This window comes from Bradyrhizobium sp. SZCCHNR1093, from assembly GCF_032381175.1.
GTDB lineage: Bacteria > Pseudomonadota > Alphaproteobacteria > Rhizobiales > Xanthobacteraceae > Bradyrhizobium.
This window is the reverse complement of the sequence record NZ_JAUHJJ010000006.1, coordinates 199,139-225,197: the sequence shown is the minus strand read 5'-3', so window position 1 is coordinate 225,197 and position 26,059 is coordinate 199,139. Positions and strand designations below refer to the sequence as shown.

Sequence of the window (26,059 nt, the reverse complement as noted above, 5' to 3'; positions counted from 1 at the left end):
GCTAGTGCGCGACCGGTATCGCCGCGTCAGCAAGGATCCGCTGGGCGATGGTGGCAACATCGGTCGCCGGAATGTCGCGCATGCAGCGGTGGTCGTTCATCCGGCAGACCGGGCGGTGGCAGGGCTGGCAGGGGACCTGTGTCCTGGTCTGGACCGTCGCCGCAAGACCGTTCAGCGGCGCCCAATGGTAGGGGCTGGTCGGACCGAAGATACCCATGGTCGGCGTCCCCAGCGCCGCGGCGATGTGCGTGAGCCCCGAATCATTGGAGATGGCGACGCCGGCCGCGGCCATGGCCAGGATACCGTTGCGCAAGTCGGTTCCAGTCAGGTCGCGGACGGCCGGTCCGCCGGCGGCGACGATCTCGGCGGCCAGCGCCTTCTCGCCGGGGCCGCCGACCACCCAGACGTCGAGGCCGGCATTGCGCAACAGCCGGGCCGCCTCGCCGTAATAGGGCCAGCGCTTGGCGGCACCCACCGACCCCGGTGCCAGCGCCACGGCCGGGCTGTTTCCCAGGTCATTGGCCTCGCGCCAGCGCGCGACGTCCTCCGGCGGCACCCGCAGCTGCGGGACCGGCCATTCCGGCGGCAGCGGCGCCCCGTCGGGCAGCGCCAGCGCGGCATTCTTGTCGATGAAGCGGGGCAGCGCCTTCTCGCCCCAGCGCCAGCGGTTGAGCAGGCCGAAGCGGACCTCGCCGACGAAGCCCACCCGCTCGGGGATGCCGGCCAGCGCCGGTGCCAGCGCCGATTTCCAGGTTCGCGGCATCACCAGGGCGGTCCGATAGCGACGTTCGCGCAACATCGCGGCGAGCTGCCATTGCCGGCCGAGCGCCAGCCGGCTGCGCGGCAGATCCCAGACGATGCCAGAGCGGACCCCGGGCATGTAATCCACCAGCGGCGCGCACAGCGAGGTCACCAGCAGGTCGACCGGCCGGTTCGGCCAGCGCTCCTTGAGCACCCGCACGACGGTGTGGCCGCGCACGAAATCGCCGATCCACATATAGGGAATGATCAGGATCGGGCTGGTGTCCGCCGCGTCCACCTCGACCTTGGTCGAATTCGAATTCATTCTTTGTCTGCCTGGCTTTGGCGCGCTGGTAGCCGCTCGGCCGCCGCAGGTAAAGTGGCCCGAGCGAGCCGACACCAAAGCGCTTACACTTTGCCGTCGCATGCGCTACGCGAGGGCGGGGTTTTCGGGATCAGGACGGGTTGCTGAATGTTGCTGGTGACCGGCGGCGCCGGGTTTATCGGATCGAATCTGGTTGCGGCGTTGAACGACGCGGGACGCACGGATGTCGTCGTCTGCGACACGCTCGGCAGCGAGGGCAAGTGGCGCAACCTCGCCAAGCGGCAGCTGGCGGACGTCGTGCCGCCATCCGATCTGGGCGAATGGCTAAGGGGCCGTCGGCTCGACGCCGTCCTGCACATGGGAGCCATTTCCGCCACGACGGTCACCGACGGCGACCTCGTGATGGAGCAAAATTTCCGGAGTTCGCTGCGCCTGCTCGACTGGTGCACCGAAAGTTCCACGCCGTTCATCTACGCCTCGTCGGCGGCGACCTATGGCGACGGCGCGCAGGGCTTCGTGGATGATCCGTCGCTCGCGGCGCTGAAGACGCTGCGGCCGATGAATCTCTATGGCTGGAGCAAGCATCTGTTCGACATGGCGGTCGCTGCGCGCGCCGAGCGCGGCGAAAGGCTGCCGCCACAATATGCCGGGCTCAAGTTCTTCAACGTGTTCGGTCCCAACGAATACCACAAGGGATCGATGATGAGCGTGCTGACCCGCCGCTTCGACGACATCAAGGCCGGGCACACCCTGCAACTGTTCAAGTCGCACCGTGAAGGCATCGCCGATGGCGACCAGCGCCGCGACTTCATCTACGTCGACGACGTCGTCCGCGTGATGCTGTGGCTGTTGGCCTCTCCCACCGTCTCGGGCCTGTTCAACGTCGGCACGGGACAGGCGCGCAGCTTCAAGGACATGATGCTGGCGGCCTATGCCACGCTCGGTGCGACGCCCCGGATCGAGTACATCGACATGCCCGAAGCGATTCGCGGCAGCTACCAGTATTTCACCCAGAGCAAGGTCGACCGGCTGTTGGCCGCCGGCTACAACGGCGGCTTCACGTCGCTCGAGGACGCGGTCGCTGGCTATGTCCGAGACTATCTCGATTCTACCGACCGCTTCCGCTAGACGATCTGGTTCTGACCACTCACCGAGACTGCCGCTGATGTTCGACTTTGACGATCTCTCGCAAGCGATCGCCCGCCAGACGGTGCTGTGCATCGGCGACCTCATGCTGGATGAGTTCGTCTATGGCGAGGTGTCGCGGATTTCCCCCGAAGCGCCGGCGCCTGTCATCGCGGTCCAGCGCAGCGAGATCAACATCGGTGGCGCCGGCAACGTCGCGCGCAACATCGCCGCGCTCGGCGCTCGCTGCATCTTCGTCGGTCTCGTCGGGCAGGATGCGGCCGGCGACCAGCTGGAGGCCGAGCTCGCCAAGGAGGGCGGCATCGAGAGCGTGCTCGTGCGCGATCCCTCGCGGCCGACGACGCGCAAGGTGCGCTTCGTCTCCGAGCATTTCTCCACCCACATGCTGCGCGCCGACTGGGAGCGCGCCTCACCGGCGATCGGCGAGGTCGAGCAGAAGCTGATCGAGGCCATCCTGCCGCTGATTGCGCGGGCCGACATCGTGCTGCTGTCGGACTACGCCAAGGGCGTGCTCACCGCGCGCGTCCTGCGCAACGTGATCGACGCGACCCGCAAGGCCGGCAAGCGCGTGATCGTCGATCCCAAGAGCGCAAATCTCGCGATCTATCGCGGCGCGAGCGTGCTGACGCCGAACCGCAAGGAGTTTTCGGAAGCGACCCGCAGCCGGGCCGAAACCGAGCACGAGATCGCCGCGGCCGCGCAGGATGCGATCTATCTCGCCGACTGCGAGGCAATTCTGGTGACGCAGAGCGAGCGCGGCATGACGCTGGTACCGCGCGAGGGCGATCCGATTCACGTGCCGGCCTATCCCGTGAAGGTGCGCGACGTCTCCGGCGCCGGCGACACGGTTGTTGCCGTGCTTGCCGCGACGCTCGCGGCCGGCGCCGCCTGGGCGGATGCGTTGCGGATGGCGAGCGCCGCTGCGGCGGTGGCCGTCAGCAAGCACGGCACCGCCAGCGTGACATCGGCCGAACTGCGCCGAAAGATCCTGCCGCATGCCTATCGTGCCGCTGAGGAAAAGATCATCGAGAGCGATGACGAACTCGCCGCCCGGGTCGAGGGGTGGCGGGGAGAGGGCCTGCGCGTCGGCTTTACCAATGGCTGCTTCGACATTCTGCATCCCGGCCACGTCAAGGTGCTGACCGCGGCGCGCGCCGCCTGCGACCGTCTCGTGGTCGGGCTGAACAGCGATGCCTCGGTCAGGCGGCTGAAGGGCGAGAGCCGCCCCGTTCAGGACGAGCGCGCGCGCGCCGAGGTGCTGGCCGCGCTCGAGGCGGTTGATGTCGTCGCCATCTTCGCGGAGGACACGCCGCTCCGCTTGATCGAGCTGGTCCGGCCAAGCGTGCTGGTCAAGGGCGGCGACTATACGCGCGAACAGGTGGTGGGGCACGAGGTCGTCGAAGCCGCCGGCGGCGAGGTGATTCTGATCGACATCCTGAAAGGGCACAGCACGACCGCGCTGGTCGATCGCGCCCGGAGCGAGACGCAATGAGCGCGCTGGCAGGTCATCCCGGCCCAGCGCTGCTGGCGCGCCGCTGGCGCGATCCGGCGGCGTGGCGGACGACGGTCGATGTCGTGGCGATCTTGCTCGCGGCGTCGCTGCCGTGGTCGACGTCGCTGGTGTCGATCCTGGGCGTGGTCATGCTGATCACGATGCTGCCGTTTCTCGACGTCGAGCGTCTGCTGCAGGTCCTGAAGCGGCCGATCTCGCTGGCGCCGATCGCGCTCTTCCTGTTGGCGCTGATCGGAACGCTGTGGTCGGACGTGGCGTGGGGCGCACGGCTCTACGCGGTGGGACCGGCGGCGAAGCTTCTGGTGCTGCCCGCGCTGCTCTACCATTTCCAGCGGTCGGAGCGCGGCCTGTGGGTCTTCACCGCGTTTCTTGCCTCCTGCGTGCTGATGGTCGTGGTGTCGACCGCGGTCGCGTTCAATCCTGCGCTCGCGCTCAAGGCCAATGCCGATCGCGGCATCTTCGTGAAGAACTACATCGACCAGGGCCAGGAGTTCTCGCTCTGCGCCGTGGCCCTGGCCTATCCGATCGCCCAGTTGCTGCGCGCCCGCCGCTTCCTTCCGGCCGGCCTGCTCACCGCGATCATGATCGCGTTCCTCGCCAACATGATCTTCATCGTTGTCTCGCGTACCGCGCTGGTGACGATCCCGATCCTGCTTGCGGTGTTCGGGCTGATCCACTTGAAATGGCGCGACAACCTGCTGATCGCGGCCGGTGCCCTTGCGCTGGGTCTCGCTGCATGGACCGTGTCCCCGCAATTGCAGGGCAAGGTGGCGACGTTCACGAGCCAATATCAGGACTACAGGAACGATCGCGCCGTCACGTCGATCGGCGAGCGGCTCGAATTCTGGCGCAAGTCGTTGCGGTTCCTGGCCGACGCGCCGCTGATCGGACACGGCTCGGGCTCGACGCGTCACTTGTTCGAGCTGGCCGCGAGCGGGTCGCGCGACCTCTCCTCGAGCCAGGTCGTCGGCAATCCGCACAATCAGACGCTCTACGTCGCGGTCCAATGGGGAGCGTTCGGGATCGTCATTCTCTACGCGATGTGGGCCGTGCACCTCCTGCTGTTCCGCGGTGACGGGCTGGTGCCCTGGATCGGACTTCTCGTGGTCGTGCAGAACATCTTCACCTCGCTCTTCAACTCCCACATCTTCGATTTCCACGAGGGGTGGATGTATGTCATCGGCGTCGGCGTGGCCGGCGGCATGGTGCTGCGATCGAGGATAAAGCCCGATGCGGAGCCCGTCACAGCATGACGCGCCTCTCGCAACTCACCTCCCGGAACCTGCTGATCGCCGCGCATGACCTCCTGGTCAGCGTCGTCGCGCTGTTCGCGGCGTTCTATATCCGCTTCGAAGGCGCCAGCACCTTCTGGGAGCGGGTGCCGCTGCTCTTGCAGATCCTGCCGTACTTCATCGCCTTCAGCTTCGTCGTCTTCTACTTCTCGAACCTTCTGACGACGAAGTGGCGGTTCATCTCGCTGCCGGACGCGCTGAACATCGTCCGCGTCGCGACCGTGCTGACGCTGGCGCTGCTGGTGCTCGACTACATCATCGTCGCGCCGAACGTCCGCGGCACCTTCTTCTTCGGCAAGCTCACGATCATTCTCTATTGGTTCCTGGAGATCTTTGCGCTGAGCGCGCTGCGTTTCGCCTATCGCTACTTCCGCTACACGCGGGTGCGACGGCACGCGCGGTCCGAGGACGCGGCCCCTGCGCTCCTGATCGGCCGAGCGGCCGACGCCGAGGTCGTGCTGCGCGGCATCGAGAGCGGCGCGGTCAAGCGCATCTGGCCGATCGGCATTCTCTCGCCATCGGCCGCCGACCGGGGGCAGTTGATCCGCGGCGTGCCGGTGCTGGGCGGGATCGATGATGTCGAGGACGTCGCCGCCGACTTTGCCCGTCGCGATCGGCCGATCGCGCGCGCCCTGATGATGCCGACCGCGTTCGATCCGGACTGTCATCCGGAGACCTTCCTGATGCGGGCGCGCCGGTTGCGCCTGATCGTGAGCCGCCTGCCGTCGCTGGAGAGTGGCGATGCGCCGAGGCTCGCGCCGGTCGCGGTCGAGGACCTCCTGCTGCGGCCGAGCGAGAAGATCGATTACGGCCGGCTGGAAGCGCTGGTGCGTGGCAAAACCGTCGTGGTGACCGGCGGCGGCGGCTCGATCGGCGCCGAGATCTGCCAGCGCGTCGTGGCATTCGGCGCGGCGCGGCTGCTCATTCTGGAGAATTCCGAGCCGGCGCTCTATGCGATTACCGAGGCGCTCGCCGCCGATCCCGAGGCGAACGTCGCCGTCGAGGGGCGCATCGCCGACATCCGCGATCGCGACCGGGTGTTCGCGCTGATCGGCGAGTTCAAGCCGGATCTGGTCTTCCACGCGGCGGCGCTGAAACACGTGCCGATCCTCGAGCGCGACTGGAGCGAGGGCGTCAAGACCAACATCTTCGGCTCCATCAACGTGGCCGATGCCGCGGTGGCCTCAGGGGCCGAGGCCATGGTGATGATCTCGACCGACAAGGCGATCGAGCCGGTGTCGATGCTCGGCCTCACCAAGCGCTTCGCCGAAATGTACTGCCAGGCGCTCGATCGCCAGCTCGCCGACCGGCCGACGGGACGGCCGCCGATGCGGCTGATCTCGGTGCGATTCGGCAACGTGCTGGCGTCCAACGGCTCGGTGGTGCCGAAGTTCAAGGCGCAGATCGAGGCGGGCGGCCCCGTCACGGTGACGCACCCGGACATGGTGCGCTACTTCATGACCATCCGCGAGGCCTGCGATCTCGTGATCACGGCGGCCTCGCATGCGCTGGCGCCGCAGCGCCCGGATGTCTCGGTCTATGTGTTGAACATGGGCCAGCCCGTCCGCATCGTCGATCTGGCCGAGCGCATGATTCGCCTGTCCGGCTTGCAGCCCGGCTACGACGTCGAGATCGTGTTCACGGGCATCCGGCCCGGCGAGCGCCTGAACGAGATCCTGTTCGCGAGCGAGGAGCCGCCGGTCGAGATCGGCGTCGCCGGCGTCATGGCGGCCACCCCGAACGAGCCTCCGATGCAGACGCTGAAGGCATGGATCGCGGCGCTCGATCAGGCGATCGCGCGCAATGATCCGGTGACGATCAAGTCGGTGCTGAAGGATGCGGTGCCGGAATTCGGCTCGAGCGCGGCCTGAGTCTTCAATGGCGCCGCCGCGAGAAGCGGCTCAGCACCCAGGTGACGGCGCCGAGACCGAAGACGAGCAGGATGGCGTCGGCCGTCATGGAACGCTGCGCGACCGAGATGGCTGCGAGCGTCGCAAGCACGACATTGAGGATGAACACCTCGCTGACGACGCGCGAGACGGTGAAGCCGTTATCGGTGGCCTGTTGATAGAAATGCGTGCGGTGCGCCGCCCAGAATGACTCGCGCCGTGCCATCCGCCGCAACAGGGTGAAGGTGGCATCGATCAGATAATAGAGCGGCAGCAGCAGCGCCGCCGCGACGTAGCCCTGCCAGGCAAGATGGAGCAGGCCCCAGCCGAGCAGCAGCCCGATCGGCAGGCTGCCGACATCACCGAGAAAGACTTTTGCGACGGGACGGTTGAAGGGCGCAAAGCCGAGCATGGTGCCACCCAGCGCCGCAGCGATGGCGGTCGCCGGCCAGGGCAGTTCACCGGAGAGGCCAAACAGGGCGAGAGTCGCCGTGATCGGCACGGCCTCGGCCACGGTCATCAAATCGAGCCCGTCCATGAAGTTGACGAGGTTGACGAACCACAGGCCGGCGATCAGCAGCAGCGTGCGCTCGACCAGCAGTGGCATCGGAAACAGCTTGAGGTCAGCCGGTGCCGTGAACAGGATTAGGCCGACGGCGATCCCCTGCAGGATGAACCGCGGCAGCACCGGGATCGGCCGGATGTCGTCGACCAGGCCGACCAGCGCCAGCATCGGTGCCGCGATGAACAGCATGAGCAGCGGTGCAAAGCCCGTCACGGATGCAAAGGCGCCGCCGACCACGAGCGTTGCGCCGACGACGGCAATGCCGGCACCCTGGGGCGTCGGGATCTTGTGTGAGGAGCGCGCGTTGGGCCGCGCCAGCGCGTAGCGCTGCAGCACCGGGCGCAGCAGCACGATCAGCACACCGCACATTGCGGCCGCGAGCACGGCAATGGTGACGAGAATTGCGGCTGGATGGACGATCATCCGCGCGCGTCCGGCGCCGAGGTGAGGCGGTCATAGAGCGCGACCACCGAGCGGCCGATGATCCTGGCCGAGAGCTTGTCCTCGACCAGTTGACGGGCCGCCGCGCCATAGCGGGCGCGCAGCTCGGGCGAGGTCGCCAGCTGCGCCATTGCCTGCGCCAGCGCGGGCGCGTCCTCGACCGGCACGGAGAGGCCGGTCTGGCCGTGGATCGCGATCTCGCGGCAGCCGGGTGCATTGGTGGAGATCAGCGGCCGGGCGCAGGCGGCGGCCTCCAGCAGGCTGACCGGAAGTCCTTCGCGATGCGACGGCAGCACGGCGACGTGGCAGCGGCGCCAGAGCTCGGTGATGTCCTTGATCTGGCCGAGCAGGGTGATGCCCGGTTCCTTCCGCCAGGCCTCGACCTCCTCGGCCGAGACCGAGGCAGGATTGGCCGGATCAGGCGAGCCGGCGATCAGCAACTGGACGTCGCGGCCCTGCTGGCGCAGCATGCGGTGCGCAGCGACCAGGGCGCGGACGCCCTTGTCGGTCAGCAGCCTTCCTGCGAAGCCGAAGGTGATCGGTCCGTCCGGCTCCGGCAGCGGCTGGAAGCGATCGGTGTCGACGCCCGAGCCTGGGATCAGCGTGATCTTGTCGCCCCGGACGCCCATGGCTTGAAGCGCGTCGCGATCATCCGGATTCTGCACCAGCACGCAGCTCGGTGCCCGGTTCATCAGCCGCGGCAGCAGCCACAGCAGGCCCTGCTTGAGCAGACGCGAGCGCCAGCTCGCCGACGTGAACACATAGCCGAGGCCGGTCATGGCATTGACGACCGGAGTGGTGCGTCCCAGCGCGGCGAGCGATCCGAGCACGCTCGATTGCAATCCGGAATGATGCACCACGTCGGGGCTGATCGCAGCCTCGACGGCGCGGATCGCGCGGATCGTGGGCAGGGCTGATGACGGCGACAGCCCGCCGCGCTGGAATGGGATCGGATGCAGCATGAAGCGCTCGGCGGCGATCGCGGCGGCGCCGGCATTGACGTTGGTCGCGACATGCACCTCGTAGCCGGCCTCGCGCGCTGCGCGCGCCATCGGCAGGCGGTGCATCAGGAAGGCGTAGTCCTCGTTGGCCACGTAGAGCAGGCGGCGCGGCGAAGGGAAGCGGGGCGGGGACATCAAACTCACGATCTCGGGCGGTCGAAGCGCCGTATAGGCCAAGAGCGACCCTCGCGCGAGCCGTTATCTGTCCTGTGACGGGCGGAAAACCACCTGCCGGGCACCCTTCGACCCCGAACGGCGGAGACGACGCCTCGAATGCCGCCGGTCCTCAGACCAGATGGAAGCTCGACAGGTGAGACAGCAGCTCGGCCGTCGACACGTGCTGAATCGTGATGGTGTCCAGTACCGCATCGGTGATGACGGCGTTGCCCGCGGCGTCGTCGTGGATGGCGGCCTGCAATGCGGACGGGTCTGCGAAGATGCTCTGGCTGAACGCGATCTTGTCGGTGCCGACCGCAAAGTCGGAAATGCTCACCTGACCGAAGTGCTCGGCGAACACGAAGGTGTCGTGACCCTGCAGCGACACCGATTGGGATGCCGTGCCGCCTGCTGACGCTGCCACGCCCGAGATCAAAGTGCCGGAGATCAAAGTGCCATCCTGGCCGTCAGTGGCGAAGTGGAAGTTGTCCTGCGACAGCGGGCCGACGAAATGCAGCGACGCGCTGTTCGCCCCATCGCTCAGCGACAGCATTCCGCTGGTTTCGTCGAAATGCATCTGAAGCGACGTGAATGCGATGCTCTTGAGATCGATCTGAGCGGCCGTGCCGCCGAATCCAATGAGATTGCCGCTGAAGGATGGCGCGGCGAGGACCAGATCGACAGCGCCCGACGTCGTGGCCGCCTGTGCGCTAGCCGTCAGCGAGCTGATGGTCGGGATCCCGATCGTGCCGTCGCCGTTCAGGTCCTGATGGAAGCTGCTCTCGAGGGCTTCAAGGGACGACGAGCTGCCGGAAACGGCGCCGATGGCATTGCCGGTGTAGTTGCCGCTGCTATCGGTGTTCCAGACCGTGTAGAGGTCGGAGCCGTTCATCTTCCAGGCGACCTGATAGCCGCTGCCCGAGGCCTCCGCAGCGATCGCCGCCCAGCCGCTGAGCTGGCCGGCAACGATGACGTTGCCGCCGAACATGACCTGCGTTGCGGTACCTCCCGACACCGGCGCCATCAGGTAGGTCGTGCCCGACAGCGACAGGCTGGTCGACCCGAGCGCTTCGATCACGCTGCCGCCCGGTGTCACGCTCGGGGCGCCGATGGTGCCGTCGCCGTTCAGATCCTGGTGGAAGCTGGGCTCCAGCGCTTCCAGGGATGCGGAGCTTCCCGCAACCGCGCCGATGACGTTGCCGGTATAGTTGCCGCTGCCGTCGGTGTTCCAGACGGTGTAGAGATCGGCGCCCGCCATTTTCCAGGCGATCTCATAGCCGCTGCCGGACGTCTCCGCGGCGATCGGCGCCCAGCCGCCGAGCTGACCGACGGTCACGATGCTGCCGCCGAACATGATCTGCGGGCCGGTGCCGCCGCCGACGGGATTGAGGAAATAGCTCGACCCGGCCAGCACCAGGCTTGTCGATCCCGCGGCCTCGATGACCGTGCTCGGAATGCCGATCATGCCGTCGCCGTTCAGGTCCTGGTGAAAGTTCAGCTCCAGCGCCTCGAGCGCGCTGCTGGTCCCATTCACTGCGCCAATGGCATTGCCGGTGTAGTTGCCGCTGCTGTCGACGTTCCAGACCGTGTAGAGGTCGCTGCCCGCCATCTTCCAGGCGATCTGATAGCCGCTGCCGACGGCTTCCGCAGCGATCGGTGTCCAGCCGCCGAGCTGTCCGGGGCTGACGGTGCTGCCGTTGAAACTGATCTGCGGACCTGTCCCGCCTGCGACCGGATTGAGGAAATAGCCGTTGCCGGACTGTACGAGGCTGGTGGTCCCCACGGTTTCGATGACCGTGGTGACGACGCCGATCGTGCCGTCGCCGTTCAAATCCTGATTGAACGACGTCTCGAACGTTTCGAAAGCGGACGAGCTTCCGGAGACGGCGCCGATCGCGTTGCCGTTGTAGTTGCCGCTGCTGTCCACGTTCCAGACGGTGTAGAGATCCTGACCCTGGAATTTCCAGGCGACTTCGTAGCCGCCGCCTCCATTGGATTCGACGCCGATCGGCATCCAGTTGCTGAGCTGGTGAACGACCACGTTGGCGCCGTTGAACCGCAGCGCCACCGAAATGCTGGTCCCGATGGTGTTGAGATCGTAGATCACGCCGTACTGGGCGAGGCTGACCGATCCGAGCGCCTCGACGATGGTGTTGGCGAAATAGGGCGCCGCACCGACGGCAGGATTGATCTGGGCCAGGCCCGCGCCCGCCACCGCCTGGTTGCTCATCGGTATGGCGGTCTGCTGCAGGATCTCCGAGACGTCGGCGTAGCTCAGCGTCGAATTGGCCGTCAGGATCAAGGCCGCGATCGCAGCAACGCTGGGGGCGGCTGCAGACGTGCCGTAAAAGGCGGTGAAACCCGAGACCGTCGTTGCGATGTTGTCGATGCCGGAGACCACGACAGGGCTGAGCTGAAGCGGCGTTGCGAGGCGTGTGCCGTCGTTGGCAAACAGGATCTCGGTTCCGGCTCCCGATGACGAAAAGCTTTCCGAGACCGGGGTATAGCCAAATGCCGGCGTATTGGCGCTATTGACCGCTCCGACGGTGATCACCCCCGGTGTCATCGCGTGACCGAAAACCGTTCCGACATTGGCGCCGGTGATGGATACGGGGACACCGTTGCCAGCCAGGATCTCCTTGATCGTCGATGGCGTGGGACCCGAAACGTCCGCAATGACGATCTGATAGGTGCCGGACACCGAGAAATGCAGGCCGATCCACGGATTCTGATAACTGTTGGGAACGTGTCCGAGGTATTGTCCATTCTGGTACACGTTGACCGAGAGATGCGACGCGGCTTGACCCCAAGCCTGGTCCCATTGCACGAGCAGGTTGGCGCCCGCGGTCACGGTGATGGTTTGCGCGATGTTGCCGCCGAAGCTCAGCGCATTGCCATCGTAGTACATTCCTCCGATGCTGCCGGAGATCGAGGTCCAGGACGTCTGATAGGCCGAGCTTCCATTGTTGCCGGCCGACGTCACATAGGTCACGCCCATGGCCTGAACGGTCTGAATGGCCTGGGCGACAATGCCGTTCTGGAAGAACGGCTCGTCGGAGTAGCTCACATCATCGACGATGACCTTGCAGCCGGCATTGGCAAGCGCGATGATGCCGTTGGCGAAATCCTGCTCGCTCTGGAACGCCGTATAGAACGCAAGGCTCGCATCGGGCGCGATGTCGTGGATGATCTGCATCATCGCACGGCCTTCGTCACTGCCCCCGGAGGGCATGTCCTTCAAGATCTGGATCTTGGAAGCGGAGGGCAAGGCTCCGCTGGCTTCGTCAGCCGTCGCGCCGCCGAGATTGTCGAAGCTGCTGGAGAGGACACCGATCTTGAGACCGGCTCCCGTCACGCCGGTGGAATTTCCGCCGAGCGCCTGCACGACCTGGGCGCTGGTCGCACCCTGTCCATTCGCGGCCGACGCGATGGCTTCCGTCACCGCGTCCTGAAGCGACGGCGCGGGCTCGCCGCTCGGTCCGGCGTGCGCTGTCGCAACCTTTCCGGGGCCGCTCAGCGACCATGTCTGCAGCGATGCGCTGGCGCTTGACCACATCTCGACGCTGATCGAGAGGACGACTCCGCTCGAGTTGATGCTCTGCCCGGCATGCGCCGGTTCGATGGAGACGTTGCCGGCAATCGGTGTGGTCGGATCGACGGACGTCTCCTGGGTGACTTGCCAGGTCGAGCCGGCGGCCACCGTCCAAGCCGTTGGCTCTGCCGCCTCCTGCGCCGACGTTTGGGCCCGCGCGCTCACGTCGAAGAACTGTGCGACCACCGTTGCCCCGGCGTCGCCTTGCGCGAGGATGCCGGGCGTCTCGCTCGGAGCATCGGCGGTCGGCGCTGGGGCCGCAAGATCGATCTGCTCGGCCGGGCCGTGCTGCGTCTGCTCGATGGTGGAGGCCGGCTTGGGTTCGTCCGCGACGTCCGCGGCAGGCTGCTGCACATGCAACTCATGACGGCCAGCAGCAGGATCGAAAATGAGGGACTCGGCAGCTTCACGCCAACGGTCAGGGATGTCTTCGGTGCGGCCAGATTCGTAAAGCATGCATGCAACGATGGTGATCCTGTCCTCGAGGCCGACAGGCGAAATGGAATTGAAGCATCGTGCAATGATGCCCCTCGATCTTGTATAAAATTGTACCGAAGAATGGCGGCTCCGACCATACGCCATTGTTCGATCTGTCCGATCGAGTTCAACCATTGATTGTATTCAGGAGGACGGCTATTGCCGCGGGTTCAAGCTAGCCTTCGCAGGGGGCCACCCCGGACAGAGGCAGAGATCGGAGAGGGCGTTGCGTCGGATTGCTCCTGTCAGCCCGCCCCGAAGACTGCTGGCGTGCCGATCAGACCAGGTGGAAGCTGGACAAATGGGTCAGCAGGTCCGCCGTCGTGACGTGCTGGACGGTGATCGTGTCCTGCGCGGCATCGGTGATCACGGCGTTGCCGGCCGCATCGTCGTGAATCGACGCCAACAGCGCCGCCTGACTTGCGAACAGGTTGTGGCTGACGACGAGCGTGTCGCTGCCCAGATGGAAGTCGGCGATGCTGACCTGACCGAAATGCTCGGCGAAGACGAAGGTGTCATGTCCTGCCAAGGAGACGGCTTGTGGAGCCAGGCCGCTCGCCGGATCCGCGGTCGCGGCGATCATCGTGCCGCCCTGGCCGTCTTCGGTGAAACGGAAACTGTCCTGCGACAGCGGTCCGAGGAAATGCAGGGAGGTGCTGCTCGCGCCGTCGCTGAGCGACAGCAGCCCGCTGCTGTCATCGAATTGCGCCCGCAGCGAGTTGTAGGAGATGCTGTTGAGGTCGATCTGATCGCCGCTGCTGCCGAACCCGATCAGATAGCCGCCGAAGCTGGCGGGCACCGTCAGGACCACGTCCGGGCCACCGGCCAGCGTCACGGCTTGCGTGCTCGCTGCGACGTGAGCGGGCACACCGATGGTGCCGTCGCCGTTCAGATCCTGATGAAAGCTGGTCTCCAGCGTCTCCAGCGCTGCCGAGCCGCCCGGAACGGCGCCGATTGCATTGCTGACGTAAGCGCCGCCGCTGTCGGTATTCCAGACCGTGTAGAGATCGACGCCCGCCATCTTCCAGGCCACGAGGTAGCCGCCGCCGGAGCTCTCCGCGCCGATCGGGTTCCAGCCGCCGAGCTGACCCGCGGTGACGACGCTGCCGCCGAAGACGATCTGTGGCCCGGTGCCGCCACCGACCGGATTGAGGAAGTAGGTCGAACCGGATTGCACCAGGCTCGTCGACCCCAGGGATTCGATCACGGCCGAGGGGATGCCGATCGTGCCATCCCCGTTCAGATCCTGATGGAGGTTCGTCTCCAGCGCTTCCAGCCCGCTGTTGGTGCCATTGACGGCGCCGATCGCGTTGCTCGTATAGGCGCCACTGCTGTCGGTGTTCCAGACCGTGTAGAGGTCGGCGCCGGTCATCTTCCAGGCGATCTGATAGCCGCCACCGACGGTGTCCGCCGCAATCGGCATCCAGCCGCCGAGCTGACCGACCACGAGAACAGAGCCGCCGAACTTGACCTGGGGACCTGTGCCGCCGCCGACCGGGTTCAGATAGTAGCTGGACCCGGACTGCACGAGGCTGGTCGATCCCAGCGCTTCGATGACGGTGGTCGGAATGCCGATCGTGCCGTCGCCGTTCAGATCCTGGTGGAGGTTCGTCTCCAGCGCTTCCAGGCCGCTGTCGGTCCCGCTGACCGCACCGATCGCATTGCTCGTGTAGGCGCCGCTGCTGTCGGTGTTCCAAACCGTATAGAGGTCGGCGCCGGCCATCTTCCAGGCGATCTGATAGCCGCTGCCCACGACGTCGGCGGCGATCGGCGTCCAGCCGCCGAGCTGACCGACCACCAGATTGGCGCCGCCGAACTTCACTTGCGGGCCCGTACCACCACCGACGGGATTGAGGAAATAGCCGTTGCCGGCCTGGACGAGACTGGTCGATCCGACGGCCTCGATGACGGTCGTCGGAATGCCGATCATGCCGTCGCCGTTCAAGTCCTCATGGAAGGACGTCTCGAACGCCTCGAACGCGGCCGTGCCTCCCGAGACGCCGCCGATGGCGTTGCCGGTGTAGTTGCCGCTGCTGTCGACATTCCACACCGTGTAGAGATCCGCACCCGACATCTTCCAGGCGACTTGATAGCCGCTGCCGCTGGTCTCGCCGGCGATCGGGGTCCAGCCGCCCAATTGTCCGGGCTGGACGACGCTGCCGCCGAACTTGATCTGCGGTCCGGTACCGCCGCCGACCGGATTGAGGAAGTAGCTCAGTCCGAGCTGGACCAGGCTGGTCGATCCCAGCGCCTCGATCGTCACCGGCGTTGCGGAAACGAGATGGAAGCCGAGCGCGTCCATCTGCTTGAGATCCACGGCCGTCAACGTCTGCAGCGTGCTGTAGGTGTAGAACTCGTTGAACGGATCGTTGCCGCCCTGCACGCCGCTGTTCAGGAAGTCGCTGGGGTCCGAGGACTGGCCGTAATCCGCGAGCTTCGTATAGCCGCCATCGAGGGAGAAATAGGCGGTCCCCGCCGTCGCGCCGCCGGTCATCAGCCGGACGCCCGGGCTGGAGAAGCGGAACAGATCGAACACGTCCGGCTGCGGCCCGTAGGGCACGCGGCCGAACGCGTGCGTCAATTCGTGCAGCGCCACGCCGACCAGCAGGTTTGAGTTGATGTCGGTCGCGAAGGTCGCGCTGCCGTCGTCGGTGGTCGCATCGTTGGCGCCGAGGCCGCCCCACAGCTTCAGCTGCGAATTCCACACCGCGACGTAGGACTGTCCCTGGATGCTGGATCCCGCCGGCAAGGCATTGAAGGTGGTATCGCCTGGGCTGGCATAGTTGATCAGGTTGGACCTGACGGAGGAGTAGCTCATCCACTGACCGCCGTCAGGACCGGCCGCCGCGCCGCCGCCGACGCCGCTATAGTCGATCTTGATATTGACGGTGATGCGATCCGAGATCATCGAGGTGAGGATCGCGGCGGCCTGCTGAATGCCGGCGCGAAAGCTCGCAGGCGCATTCATCGCCGCCGTGTCGAACAGCAGGTTGATCGTCAGTCCGCCGGCGCTCACCGCGGTGACGGCGCCGATACCCGCGAAATCGCCTTGCGCGAGCAGGGATTCGACGGCTTCTTCGGGAAGCTCGACGGGGTTGGACGGAGGAGGGCCGACCCCCTCGTCGATCGGGTCGGTGTTAGGGGAGCCCTGTAACAACGCTGGCATTGCCTCAGTCCCTGCCGTTCGGATCGACGGAGCACGGATCGCAAATGTCGAGTCTCGCTCAAGGCGATTCGCGACCGTGCCGACGTTACCTATCAGGCCGATCGTCTTGCCCGAAGGTTAATGGGCGTTGCGAGAGCGCGGAAAACGACGGGTGGCGACTGATGTGGGCGTCGATCGAACGGGCTTCGGTCGCGCGTTCATCCCAGCAATTCCGGAAGCCGATCGAGAAAATCCGGCACTGGTAATGCAGCACCAAAGTTATAGGGATTGCCGCTGAGTGCGGCGCGATAGCGATCGAGCAGGGGCCCTCCTGCGCGCAACGACCGGCCTGGTTCGTCCAGGCAGTCGAGCTTGTAGCGAACCGCTGCGGCGATGTCCTGCGCGGTATTCGGATGGATATCGAGACCGTGACGCGCCAGCACGGCTGTGTCGATCAGCAGCGCCTGCAAGGGCTGACGATAGGTCTCACGTAGCGACAGATAGCGCCGCGTACGGCGGTCGTAGACCGGGCGCACGGTGAAGTCGGTGTGCTCATGCCAGAACTGGCAGTCGTTGGAGATGCAGTTGACCAGCAGCATCGGCGTTCCCAGTGCCTGCACGGCCGTGGTCAGGCCCGATGTCGTGCCGACGAACAGACGAGCGGCGGCGCAGAGATAGAGGTCCATCTCCGCCGATTTGATGTCGCTGTGCGCGTAGTCGAACACGCCGGCCATGCCGCGCAGCGGCGTCATGCTGCGATCGCCGAGCCTGACCACGGCGCCGCCGCGTGCGGTGATCGCGGCGATGGCATCGAGGTAGTCGCCGACATTGGCGGAGCGATGCTGCCGCGTGGTGCCGGGCCCGTCGCCGTGATAGCCGCCCTCGCGGATGTGCATCGCGACGAACCAGTCGGCGGTGACACCCGCGGCGCGCAGCCTGGCAGCCCCGGTTTCCATCAGCTCCGATGGGACCTTCACGATCGGCCGGCGCTGCTGTTCGGCCCAGGCGACCTGCGCACGCGACGCCGCGTGGGCCCATGGCTCGGCCAGGCCGTCCTTGCCCCGGACGGCGATGAACTGGTCGCCGACCAAACGCTGATACGGCAGCAGATCGTCGACGAGAGCGGGGTCTTCGACGATCGTGACATGCGGCGCGAACAGCCTGAGGAAAGGCTGGTTGACGACCTTGCTTGGCGGGGCAAGCAGCACGTAGTTGGCGCGCGGCAGCATGCCGAGCGCGGCCATGCGCAAATGGCAGTCGATGAAACCGATGTGGCCGATCAGCGTCACCCATTCGTAGCCGAGCAGCCGGACCGGAAGCGCGGGATCGAAGATGTTGCTGGTGGAGGCGATGCGCTGGATCAGCGCGTCGGGAATCGACCATTTGGCCGCCAAGGCGTCCTGATGGTCGAGCGCGGCCTGATAGCAGCGGAACGTGTCCTCGTAACGGCCCTGGTGATAGAAGTTCTCGCCGAGCTGGATCAGATTGTCGTAGATCAGGAGCTCGCCGGCATGCTCCAGCTCCCAGGCGCTCGGCGTGTAGGTCGATGGATCATAGCCGCCGGCATAGTTCTGGTGCGCCATCACCGAGCGAGGATCGCGTGCGACCGACGCCTCGAAGCACGCGGCGGCCTGGACGTGGTCGCCCGCCAGGGCATGGACCGCACCGAGCTTGCGCAACGCGTTGCCGTCGCCCGAAGCCGCAGCCGCTGTCAGGAAATGCGCCGCGACCGGAAGATTGCCGCGATACATGTGAGCGACGCCGACCGCGAAATTGATGGCGAAGCTGTCGATCGTCTCGGGCCGTGGCACCTCACGCACGATCCGGTCATAGGCGCTGCACAGCGCCAGGGTGGTGAAATAGGCCTGCGCGCCCACACCGGCCCGCGCGCGCACGTTGCTGCGGAAGATCAGGTTCAAGATCCGCACGGCACGCAGCGCGCTCAGCTTGCGGCTCGCGGCGAGATGAACCTGCGCCGCCGCGGCCAGCGTGGTCGAGGTCGTCAGCGCCAGAACCGGGCCGATGAACGTGCCTCGTTCGAGCTGCTTGTTCATCAGCCGCAGCAATCTCGCGCCGGCCGGCGCAACGACCAGCCTGCTGTCGACGATGTCGGCGGCGCGGGTGGTCAGCGGCAGCAATTGCCGGCGCCGCGCGCTCAGGAACGCATAGAGACGGAACGCCGATGCCGTCAACCACGTCCGCGGCGACCAGCGGCTTCGCGGCGCCTGCGGCGATGGTTGCTCCGTTGGCATGGCGCGCATTGGCGCCGCCATCGCCTTCCGCGCGCCGAGGCGATGCCGGAGAGAGCCGAGGGGGGCGCGGACCGTCATGACGCGCGATAGCCGGGCGTAGCGGACAAGATCGCCCGTCGTGTGGCGGTCTGGGCGAGCAGGCGAGACAGCGACATCGGCCGCGTCCGCAAGGTGATCCAGGCCAGCGCAGCCAGGCGGCCGCTTGAGCCGAGGCTCAACATCAGCCCAAGCAGGTGCGTATCGAGCGCATTGCCGTCGAGCAAGGCGGATACGCGCGCTGCCTTGGCCGACGCTGCCGTATCGCCGCCCAGTACCATCCGCGCTGCGCCGAAGCGATTGCGCCGGGCGAACACATCCTCATAGCCCATTGGGAACAGCCTGCTTTGCGCAATCAGCGCGCCGATCTCCGCGAGCTTGGCGTCGAGCGAGGCCGGATCGGTTGCCGTCGCCGTCGAATAGTTCTGGCCGTGGATGCGCCAGTAGCCGAGCGCCTCGGCGACGAAGTAGCAGCCATAGGTCAAGGCCAGCCGCCGGGCGAGAAAGGCATCGGAGAACGAGCCGAGCTTGACGTCGAACCCGCCGAGCGCCTGCAAGGCCGTGCGGCGATAGAGCGAGGTCGTGCCGGAGAAGTAGTTGTCGCCCTGCCGCAGGATTCGGCGGACGTCCGCGGGCGCCAGCATCGCCGATGACGACGCGGGCAGCATCATCGGCCGCAGCATCCGTCTTGCGGACGGCCCCTGAGGGCCGATGATCTCGCAGCAGGCGAAGACCAGGCCGGCTTCGGGATGGTTGGCCGCCTGCGCCATCGCCTTTTCGAGATAGGCCGGATGCAGCGCATCGTCGGCGCCGAGAAATCCGATCCATTCGGTGTCCGCGATCGCCAGCGCCTCGTTCTGGCCGCGCACGACGCCCTGGTTGGCGTCGTGGCGGATCAGCCGCCAGCTCGGCCGGTCCGCTACGAAGCGTGAAATGACCGCGATGCTGTCATCCGTCGAGCAGTCGTCGATGATGATGACGCGGTCTGGGGCTCGGGTTTGGTTCGCGATGCTGCCGAGCGACTCGGGCAGGTAGTGGGCGTGGTTGAAGTTCGGGACGACCAGCGTGACGGTCGGGGAGGCGGCGCGGGCGGTCGTCGTGGTCATGGTTCAGCGAGCTTCCTGCCGCATGCTGTCGAGCCCGGCCGCTCAAACCTTGGGCAGCTCTTTGAGAACGTCGTCCAGGGCGCCGAAGGCCCGCACGCGGCCGCCATCGAGATAGAGCCCGAGATTGCAGGTGTCGCGCAGCAGGCCATGATCATGGGTGGCGAGCACGACGATTCCCGAGCGCATCGTGATGTCCTGCAGCCGGCCGTGGGTCTTCTTGCGGAACTGCGCGTCACCGACCGCGATCCACTCGTCCATCAGGATGATGTCGCCGTGAATCGAGGCTGCGATCGAGAACACCAGACGCAGCAGCATGCCTGAGGAATAGGTCCGGATCGGCAGCTCCAGATAATCGCCGAGCTCGGCGAATTCGGCGATCTCCGGCACGCGCTGCTCGATTTCCTCGGGCGAGAGCCCCAGGATCAGGCCGCGCGTCCTGATGTTCTCATACCCCGACGCCTCTTCGTCCATGCCGAGACCGATGTCGAACATCGGAACGTTCCGTCCGACGACCCGCAACGAGCCGCGCGTGGGCTCGTAGATGCCGGCGAGCACGCGGATCAGCGTGGTCTTGCCGGCGCCGTTGTGGCCGATCAGGCCGAGCCGGTCGCCCTGCTTCAGGGTGAAGCTGATGTCGTCGAGCGCCTGGACGAACTGGAACGAGCCGTCGCTCTTCGAGACCCGGCCGCCGACGCGTGAGGCCGCCTTGATGGCCAGATGCCGGAATGATCGTGCGTTCGGCGGCGCGACCGGAAATTCGATACCGATTTGCTTGGCTTCAATGAGAGTCATTCGAGGCGGATCCAGAGCTCCTGGCCATGATATCAGGCCCAATACACGACGCGCGACCGATAGCGCGTGTAGATATAGATCATGGCGGCGGTCAGGACCGCGACCGATCCAATGGCACCGGCCCAGGTCGCAAGGCCGGGAACGTCGCCCATCAGCGGACCGCGCGTGACCGCCAACAGATAGGCGATCGGATTGAGCGTGACGATGAACTCGCCGCCGCGGATGCTCGACGGTTCCCAGATGATCGGAGAGACGAAGAACAAGAGCTGCAGCACCGCCGCCATGACCGGCGGCACGTCGCGATAGCGCACGCAGATCATTGAGACGATCACCGAGGCGCTGACGACGAAGACGTAGACGATCATCAGGCCGAGGATGGCCAGGACCATTCCGAATCCGATCGACCATGGATAGACGAGCCAGATGAACGGGATCACCGCGATGTTGTGCAGGAAGATGATCAGATTGCGCTGAACCATACGCATGACATGGATCAGAATCGGCATGTCGACGGCCTTGATCATGCCGCCTGCATTGATCATCGTGTAACAGGCTTCGCTGAGCGAGGACGAGATGAAGCTCCAGATGGTCATGCTGACCATGAAGTGGGGCAGGTAGGTCTTCATGTCGGCGCCGAGGAAGCGGCCGGCCACCGTGCCCATGATCAGGGCGGTGATCGCGTTGGTGGCCGTGATCCACCACGGGCCCAGCATGGTACGGCGGTATTTCGATCGGATGTCACCGGCAGCGAGCGCGCGCCAGGTGACGTGACGGGTGATGAAAGGTGCGATGTCCTCGCGGCAGCGCGCCCAGGAGATGCGACGCCGATCCGCAACCACGAACCGCTCGACCTGTCCATCGGTCAGGGTGGTCATCCTTGTACCTCGCGTGAGCCGTAAGTGTTTGTCTTACCAGCCGAATGCGGTTGGACCCCCGCCACGCCGGCGGCCAATCGCCGGGGCTTGCTGGACCATGTTACGAGGGCACTGTCAACCGGTCAGCTCAGGCCGCCGCCGCGGCTCAGATCGCCACCGAGCCCGCGGCGCCGACGATCCGCGGCTCCGGCAACGGCACCAGGAATCGGCCGCCTGCGTCCAGGTAGGCTTGGTTGCGCTTCAGGATCGGGTCCGCATAGATCCAGGCGAGGATGACGACGATGTCGGGCTTTCGCGTCGCGAGCTCGCTGGAGGGCAGCACCGGGATGTGGGCGCCCGGGCTGAAGCGGCCGTGCTTGAGCTGGTTGTCGTCGACGATGAACTTGATCCGGCTTTCCAGCTCGAAATGGTAGAGCAGGGTGGTGGTGGTGGTCGAGGCGCCGTAGGCCGCGACCAGCTTGCCCGCGGCGATGGCCTCGTCGAGGGTGGCGAGCACCCTGCGCTTGCAGTTTTCGATGGCGACGAACCAGTCCCGGTAGATCTGCGGCTTGGTGACGCCGCGCCGCTCCTCCTCGGCGATCAGTTTCGACAGCTCCGCCGAGCGCGGCCGCTTGCCGGTCGATTTCGGCTGCGCAAAGGCCCGGATCGAGCCGCCCTTGGTGCCTGTCCTCTCGACATGGAACAGCGTCATGTCGTGCCGGTTCAGGAAGGTCTCGAGCGGGATCAGCGCGTGATGCGAGACGTGCTCGTGGTAGATGGTGTCGAACACCATGTTGTCGATCATGTCGACGATGTAGGAGACCTCGAAAACGAAGGCGCCGTCGTCGGCGAGCAAGAGGCGGATGCCCTTCACGACGTCGGACATGTTGTCGATATGCGCAAACACGTTGTTGGCGCAGAACAGCTTGGCTTCGCCCTGCTCCGACTTGATGCGGGCCGCCAGCGCGCTGGTGAAGAAATCCGGGATCGTCGGCACGCCTTCCTTGGTGGCGGTCGCCGCGATGTCGCGGGCGGGGTCGATGCCCTGCACGCGCATGCCCTCGTTCTTGAACGCCTTGAGCAGCGAGCCGTCATTGCTGCCCATCTCGGCGACCAGGCTGCCCTTGGGTATGGCGAGCGAGGACACCACCGATTGCGTATAGCGCTTGAAGTGCTCGACGAGGCCGAGCGAGACCGAGGTGCGGTAGGTGTAGTCGCGAAACAGGATGTCGGGATCGACGACGTCGAGATTCTGCAGATGGCCGCAGTCGAGGCAGAGATAGCAGTCGAGCGGGTAGAGGTCCTGGGTCTCGCTCAGCCGGTCCGCCGTCACGAACGCGTCGCCGATCGCCGAAGGCCTGATCGGCAGCACGTGATCGAGCGAGGTCGAGCCGCACAGGCGGCAATCGGTCTTGTGCTTGACGTGCTGCATGAGGTGTCGATCCTGGGTTGGCGATCCCGCAGGCGGGATGGTCGGCCGGAGAGGAGTTTGCGGCGGCTTTTACAGGCCCGCGAAGCTCTTGGCGACCTCTTCTTGCCAGACTGTGGACACTCCGCCATCCAGGAACAGGCTCTGCCCGTTGATGAACGAAGCGCGCGGGCTGCAGAGGAAGTCGAGGGAGTCGGCGCATTCCTCGGCCGTCCCGAGCCGGCCCAGCGGGACCAGCTTCCGGTAGGTCTCCATCAGCTTCTCGTTCTGCTCGTAAAAGATGCGCGATTCGCGCTTCAGATAGGTCAGCGGCATGATCGCGTTCACGCGGATGCCGCGCCGGCCGAGCGTCGCGGCGTAATGCCGGACCATCGCATTGAGGCCGCCCTTCACGACGTGGTAGCCGACCGGCTGCGAACTGCCGACGAATTCGGCATAGACCGAGCTGACCACGCCGATGGCGCGATCGCCATCATCAGCGAAATGGCCGGAAAAGCCCTCGATCAGGTCGCGCGAGGCGGTCAGGCCGACCTGGATTTCCCCGGCCCAGGGATCGCCCTGGCCGCGAAAGCGCTGGCTCAGGACGAGGTAGCGGACCGGGCCGCTGGCCTCGGCGATCTCACCCCAGAGCCCGGCAAAGCTCTCGCTGCGCTCGAGATCGGCGGAAAAATGCTTCAAGCCGGGCTGATCGGGAAAATCGGCCGGGCGCTGCCGCGACACGACGCTGACGGCGCAACCGCGCGCCAGGAAGCGTTCGACGACCACGCGGCCGAGGCCGCGGGTGCCGCCGACCACGACGGCATGGCTGGTCATGCGGCGGCGTCCTGCCGTGCGGCGACACGCCGGACGAGATCGGCCTGATAGGCCTCGGCCCCGGCGGTGTCGCTGTCCTCTGGCGCGAAGTCGGCGAACACGCTGGCGCCGGGGCGGAACGGGCCGTTGGTGATCTCGTGCACGATCAGCAGGTCGCTGCGGATGATCAACGTATGGAAGAACGCGTTCGACATCCGGTAGTAGAACGGCCGCGCTCCGCCCGGCGGCCCCAATTCGACCACGCGCTCGATCCGGCCGTCGTCGTCGAACACCACGATATCGACCTCGCCCTCGATGATGTGGAACGCTTCGCTCTTGCCCGGGTGCTTGTGCGGCCGGATGTAGGAGCTGGAATCGATCGCGATGATCATTTCATGCAGGGTGTCATCGCCGTCCGGATGGGCGTTGATCCGGGCCCGCCGCTTCGGGCTGGCCTTCACCGCGGCCTTCAGGGTGCTGATCTCGGACTGCCCGACCGCCGCAATCGGGCCCTCGGCGAGGAACACCTCGGGGGATTTCTGGACGAGCGTCATGCGTGATCCCTCATGATCGAATTGTCGAGCGCGGCGTAGATCGAGCGGAATTCCACGCCCCTGGCGGCAAGCGGAGCAAGCTTTTCACGCACCTTGCCCTCGATATGGGGGGCCACGGCGAACAGGCACAGCCTGATCCGTTCGTCATCCAGCAATCGTTGCGAGCCTACCACAGGCGTATGGAGGCCGGGGGGGAAAAAGCCCGCCTTGTCGGCGTCATCGTCGACGGCCACCGCGATCAGGTCGGCCAGGCCGAAGGCGTTGACGAACATGATGGCGTGATGGCCGATGCCGAACAGCGCGATCCGGTCGCGGTCGGGACCGGCCAGGGCCATCAGCTTGCTGCGCAGTTGCGCGCGGGTGGCGGCGAAATTGTCACGATAGGCCTGGAACAGGCTGGAAGGTCCGCGAGGCGCGACCGGCGGGGCGGGACTATCGGCCGGGGTGAGGACGGCGACCAGGGCATCTTCCAGGGCGCCCGGATAGCGAAGCAGGGCCAGAACGCGATAGCCGCTCACCTCAGCCAGACGCCGCAGCGTGTCCTCGACGAAGTAGCAGCTGTGCTCCTCCCACAGGAAGCAGTAGTCGCGCGCCGCGAGGAACTTGCTGCTGTCGGGGACCTCGATCAGCAGCAGGCCATCGGGATTTAGCAGAACCTTGAGTGCTTGCAGCGCCTGCACCGGCTCCGGCGTGTGCTCGAGGATGTAGCGGCACGATACAATGTCGAAAGTGCCAAGCTGCGCCGCTTCTGCAGCCAGCCGTTCGGCACGGAGGGTGGCCTGCCAGGTTTCCAGATAGGGATAGCGCCCCGGAGCGCCGTCGACACCGAGCGCAAGGGCGCTCGCGGTGAGCCCGCGGGCCTGCAACCTGCCCAGCAGAGGCCCCTCGAACGGACCGGTGCCGAGGGCGGTGCAGGCCCGCGGCTTCAACGACAGCAGTTCTCCGACCAGGGCGTCGAGATGGCCTTCCGGCTCCCGGTAGCGGATCCATGGCACCTCGGGAACAAGCACGTCTGGCGGTGGAGGCTCGCGGAACTGGACGAGCTGACACGTGTCGCACGCGACGATGTCGAGGGTTATCCGAAGCTGGACATGGTTCTCACGCGCGAACCGGTTGCAGACCGGGAGCTCACCAAGCGGGAGCGCCTGCGTGGAGATCGGCTGACCGCACAATCGGCAGCCGGATCGTGGTCCGGTGGACATGGCTCGGCTGGATCGCTCGATCAATGGACACGCTCAGGCTCGCCGCTGCGTCCAGCGCGCCGGCTGCTATGGATGTTGCCATCTGGAGGCAACCTCCATAGCAGTGTAATCGGGAACATGACAACGTAAAATGTTCGGCTTGGCACAGACCCTGGAACTCGCGTCATTTGTGATGTTTCGCGTTACTATTGCTCTTTGAGCGCTCGCATCACTCCTTCTCGGTTCAACCGACGAATCAGTGTCAAGAACGCCAGTAGATATTTGTTCTACAGTAGCGGGGATTGTGCGACTGGGCAGTCTTCCAGCGAAGATGCTACACATGATGACCAGGGGCTTTGGCGGCTATTGTTCCGCCGCATGAGATCTAACGTTGGTAAGAGGGGGCGCCGGCGTGAAGGATATGGTTTTCGTTTTAAGATCGATCTTGCGCACCGTCTGCGTGAGCACGGTCCTCTTCTGTGTTCTTCTTGCAGTCGGCGCAGGGTTCCTCAGCGCCTTGCTTGCGGGATTTGTGGCTTTCGTCTTCATCTTGCTGGGGATCGGCCGGCTCGTGCTCGAGCGGCTGGCTCTGTGGTCGACAATTCTGCTGATTATCGACAGGGCAGGGCTGTTGCCGATCACCGAGTGGGTTCACGGGATCATCACGCTCATTGGTCGCGGGTTGGCTTGACAGCCCGACAGGCATGCGGCGTGTATTGCCGACAGCCAATTCGAGACAGGCGACAAACGGCATAGCCTTCTCCTGGTCTGCCGCAGGGC

Annotated in this window: 18 protein-coding genes; 5 read left to right on the top strand and 13 right to left on the bottom strand. The window is 65.8% G+C overall.

The window, feature by feature from the left end; translation table 11 throughout:
- Position 1 precedes the first annotated feature (1 nt).
- Positions 2–1,066, bottom strand: a complete 1,065-nt coding sequence (waaF, locus tag QX070_RS21000; RefSeq protein ID WP_315738938.1) for a lipopolysaccharide heptosyltransferase II — start codon at positions 1,064–1,066, stop codon at positions 2–4.
- Between the two features lie 147 nt (positions 1,067–1,213).
- On the opposite strand from waaF, the gene rfaD reads away from it, so the two are divergent.
- Genes rfaD through QX070_RS20980 form a run of 4 tightly spaced genes read left to right on the top strand, consistent with a single transcriptional unit; the run spans position 1,214 to position 6,888 of the window.
- Positions 1,214–2,194 (top strand): ADP-glyceromanno-heptose 6-epimerase, encoded by a 981-nt coding sequence (gene rfaD / locus QX070_RS20995; RefSeq protein ID WP_315738936.1) that lies wholly within the window; start codon positions 1,214–1,216, stop codon positions 2,192–2,194.
- 37 nt (positions 2,195–2,231) lie between these two features.
- The gene (gene rfaE1, locus QX070_RS20990; protein ID WP_315738935.1) at positions 2,232–3,704 is read left to right on the top strand and encodes a D-glycero-beta-D-manno-heptose-7-phosphate kinase; all 1,473 of its coding nucleotides are present in this window, start codon (positions 2,232–2,234) and stop codon (positions 3,702–3,704) included.
- Positions 3,701–4,978, top strand: a complete 1,278-nt coding sequence (locus QX070_RS20985) for an O-antigen ligase family protein (protein WP_315738934.1) — start codon at positions 3,701–3,703, stop codon at positions 4,976–4,978. Before rfaE1 ends, QX070_RS20985 begins: the two co-directional genes overlap by 4 nt.
- Positions 4,975–6,888 carry a nucleoside-diphosphate sugar epimerase/dehydratase gene (locus tag QX070_RS20980; RefSeq protein WP_315738933.1) on the top strand — a complete coding sequence of 638 codons (1,914 nt, stop codon included), beginning with the start codon at positions 4,975–4,977 and terminating at the stop codon, positions 6,886–6,888. Before QX070_RS20985 ends, QX070_RS20980 begins: the two co-directional genes overlap by 4 nt.
- A gap of 4 nt (positions 6,889–6,892) precedes the next feature.
- On the opposite strand, the gene QX070_RS20975 is transcribed toward QX070_RS20980, so the two are convergent.
- From QX070_RS20975 to QX070_RS20920, 12 genes are all read right to left on the bottom strand, one after another.
- Positions 6,893–7,894 carry a glycosyl transferase gene (locus QX070_RS20975; protein WP_315738931.1) on the bottom strand — a complete coding sequence of 334 codons (1,002 nt, stop codon included), beginning with the start codon at positions 7,892–7,894 and terminating at the stop codon, positions 6,893–6,895.
- Complete coding sequence (locus tag QX070_RS20970) at positions 7,891–9,048, bottom strand: glycosyltransferase family 4 protein (protein ID WP_315738930.1); 1,158 nt, start codon at positions 9,046–9,048, stop codon at positions 7,891–7,893. Before QX070_RS20970 ends, QX070_RS20975 begins: the two co-directional genes overlap by 4 nt.
- 151 nt (positions 9,049–9,199) lie before the next feature.
- Positions 9,200–13,117 (bottom strand): S8 family serine peptidase, encoded by a 3,918-nt coding sequence (locus QX070_RS20965; RefSeq protein WP_409998909.1) that lies wholly within the window; start codon positions 13,115–13,117, stop codon positions 9,200–9,202.
- Between the two features lie 298 nt (positions 13,118–13,415).
- Positions 13,416–16,304, bottom strand: a complete 2,889-nt coding sequence (locus tag QX070_RS20960; RefSeq protein WP_315738927.1) for an NF038122 family metalloprotease — start codon at positions 16,302–16,304, stop codon at positions 13,416–13,418.
- A gap of 197 nt (positions 16,305–16,501) precedes the next feature.
- A complete protein-coding gene (locus QX070_RS20955) occupies positions 16,502–18,613 on the bottom strand; it encodes a TIGR04372 family glycosyltransferase (RefSeq protein ID WP_315738926.1) in 2,112 nt (703 codons plus the stop codon).
- Complete coding sequence (locus QX070_RS20950) at positions 18,610–19,677, bottom strand: glycosyltransferase family A protein (protein WP_315738924.1); 1,068 nt, start codon at positions 19,675–19,677, stop codon at positions 18,610–18,612. The genes QX070_RS20955 and QX070_RS20950 overlap by 4 nt, the downstream gene beginning before the upstream one ends.
- A 42-nt stretch (positions 19,678–19,719) precedes the next feature.
- Positions 19,720–20,469, bottom strand: a complete 750-nt coding sequence (locus tag QX070_RS20945) for an ABC transporter ATP-binding protein (RefSeq protein WP_315738923.1) — start codon at positions 20,467–20,469, stop codon at positions 19,720–19,722.
- Between the two features lie 32 nt (positions 20,470–20,501).
- A complete protein-coding gene (locus QX070_RS20940; RefSeq protein WP_315738922.1) occupies positions 20,502–21,344 on the bottom strand; it encodes an ABC transporter permease in 843 nt (280 codons plus the stop codon).
- A 145-nt stretch (positions 21,345–21,489) separates the two neighbouring features.
- Positions 21,490–22,755, bottom strand: a complete 1,266-nt coding sequence (locus tag QX070_RS20935) for a class I SAM-dependent methyltransferase (protein WP_315738921.1) — start codon at positions 22,753–22,755, stop codon at positions 21,490–21,492.
- A 69-nt stretch (positions 22,756–22,824) separates the two neighbouring features.
- Positions 22,825–23,565: an SDR family oxidoreductase gene (locus tag QX070_RS20930; protein ID WP_315738920.1), complete on the bottom strand. Its 741-nt coding sequence runs from the start codon at positions 23,563–23,565 to the stop codon at positions 22,825–22,827.
- A complete protein-coding gene (locus QX070_RS20925) occupies positions 23,562–24,098 on the bottom strand; it encodes a WbuC family cupin fold metalloprotein (RefSeq protein WP_315738919.1) in 537 nt (178 codons plus the stop codon). The genes QX070_RS20930 and QX070_RS20925 overlap by 4 nt, the downstream gene beginning before the upstream one ends.
- Positions 24,095–25,300 (bottom strand): class I SAM-dependent methyltransferase, encoded by a 1,206-nt coding sequence (locus tag QX070_RS20920; RefSeq protein ID WP_315738917.1) that lies wholly within the window; start codon positions 25,298–25,300, stop codon positions 24,095–24,097. Before QX070_RS20920 ends, QX070_RS20925 begins: the two co-directional genes overlap by 4 nt.
- 400 nt (positions 25,301–25,700) lie before the next feature.
- Here QX070_RS20920 and QX070_RS20915 point away from each other — a divergent pair, with 400 nt between their 5' ends.
- Positions 25,701–25,970, top strand: a complete 270-nt coding sequence (locus QX070_RS20915; RefSeq protein WP_315739132.1) for a hypothetical protein — start codon at positions 25,701–25,703, stop codon at positions 25,968–25,970.
- Positions 25,971–26,059: the final 89 nt, after the last annotated feature.

Excerpts from the sequence above, each read along its gene's own strand:
- QX070_RS20915 (WP_315739132.1), top strand. The coding sequence starts at position 25,701 with ATGGTTTTCGTTTTAAGATCGATCTTGCGCACCGTCTGCGTGAGCACG.
- QX070_RS20935 (WP_315738921.1), bottom strand. The coding sequence starts at position 22,755 with ATGCAGCACGTCAAGCACAAGACCGATTGCCGCCTGTGCGGCTCGACC.
- QX070_RS20940 (WP_315738922.1), bottom strand. The coding sequence starts at position 21,344 with ATGACCACCCTGACCGATGGACAGGTCGAGCGGTTCGTGGTTGCGGAT.
- QX070_RS20955 (WP_315738926.1), bottom strand. The coding sequence starts at position 18,613 with ATGACGGTCCGCGCCCCCCTCGGCTCTCTCCGGCATCGCCTCGGCGCG.
- QX070_RS20925 (WP_315738919.1), bottom strand. The coding sequence starts at position 24,098 with ATGACGCTCGTCCAGAAATCCCCCGAGGTGTTCCTCGCCGAGGGCCCG.
- QX070_RS20960 (WP_315738927.1), bottom strand. The coding sequence starts at position 16,304 with ATGCCAGCGTTGTTACAGGGCTCCCCTAACACCGACCCGATCGACGAG.
- QX070_RS20965 (WP_409998909.1), bottom strand. The coding sequence starts at position 13,117 with ATGCTTTACGAATCTGGCCGCACCGAAGACATCCCTGACCGTTGGCGT.
- QX070_RS20980 (WP_315738933.1), top strand. The coding sequence starts at position 4,975 with ATGACGCGCCTCTCGCAACTCACCTCCCGGAACCTGCTGATCGCCGCG.
- QX070_RS20985 (WP_315738934.1), top strand. The coding sequence starts at position 3,701 with ATGAGCGCGCTGGCAGGTCATCCCGGCCCAGCGCTGCTGGCGCGCCGC.
- rfaD (WP_315738936.1), top strand. The coding sequence starts at position 1,214 with ATGTTGCTGGTGACCGGCGGCGCCGGGTTTATCGGATCGAATCTGGTT.
- waaF (WP_315738938.1), bottom strand. The coding sequence starts at position 1,066 with ATGAATTCGAATTCGACCAAGGTCGAGGTGGACGCGGCGGACACCAGC.
- QX070_RS20930 (WP_315738920.1), bottom strand. The coding sequence starts at position 23,565 with ATGACCAGCCATGCCGTCGTGGTCGGCGGCACCCGCGGCCTCGGCCGC.
- rfaE1 (WP_315738935.1), top strand. The coding sequence starts at position 2,232 with ATGTTCGACTTTGACGATCTCTCGCAAGCGATCGCCCGCCAGACGGTG.
- QX070_RS20950 (WP_315738924.1), bottom strand. The coding sequence starts at position 19,677 with ATGACCACGACGACCGCCCGCGCCGCCTCCCCGACCGTCACGCTGGTC.
- QX070_RS20920 (WP_315738917.1), bottom strand. The coding sequence starts at position 25,300 with ATGTCCACCGGACCACGATCCGGCTGCCGATTGTGCGGTCAGCCGATC.
- QX070_RS20975 (WP_315738931.1), bottom strand. The coding sequence starts at position 7,894 with ATGATCGTCCATCCAGCCGCAATTCTCGTCACCATTGCCGTGCTCGCG.
- QX070_RS20970 (WP_315738930.1), bottom strand. The coding sequence starts at position 9,048 with ATGTCCCCGCCCCGCTTCCCTTCGCCGCGCCGCCTGCTCTACGTGGCC.
- QX070_RS20945 (WP_315738923.1), bottom strand. The coding sequence starts at position 20,469 with ATGACTCTCATTGAAGCCAAGCAAATCGGTATCGAATTTCCGGTCGCG.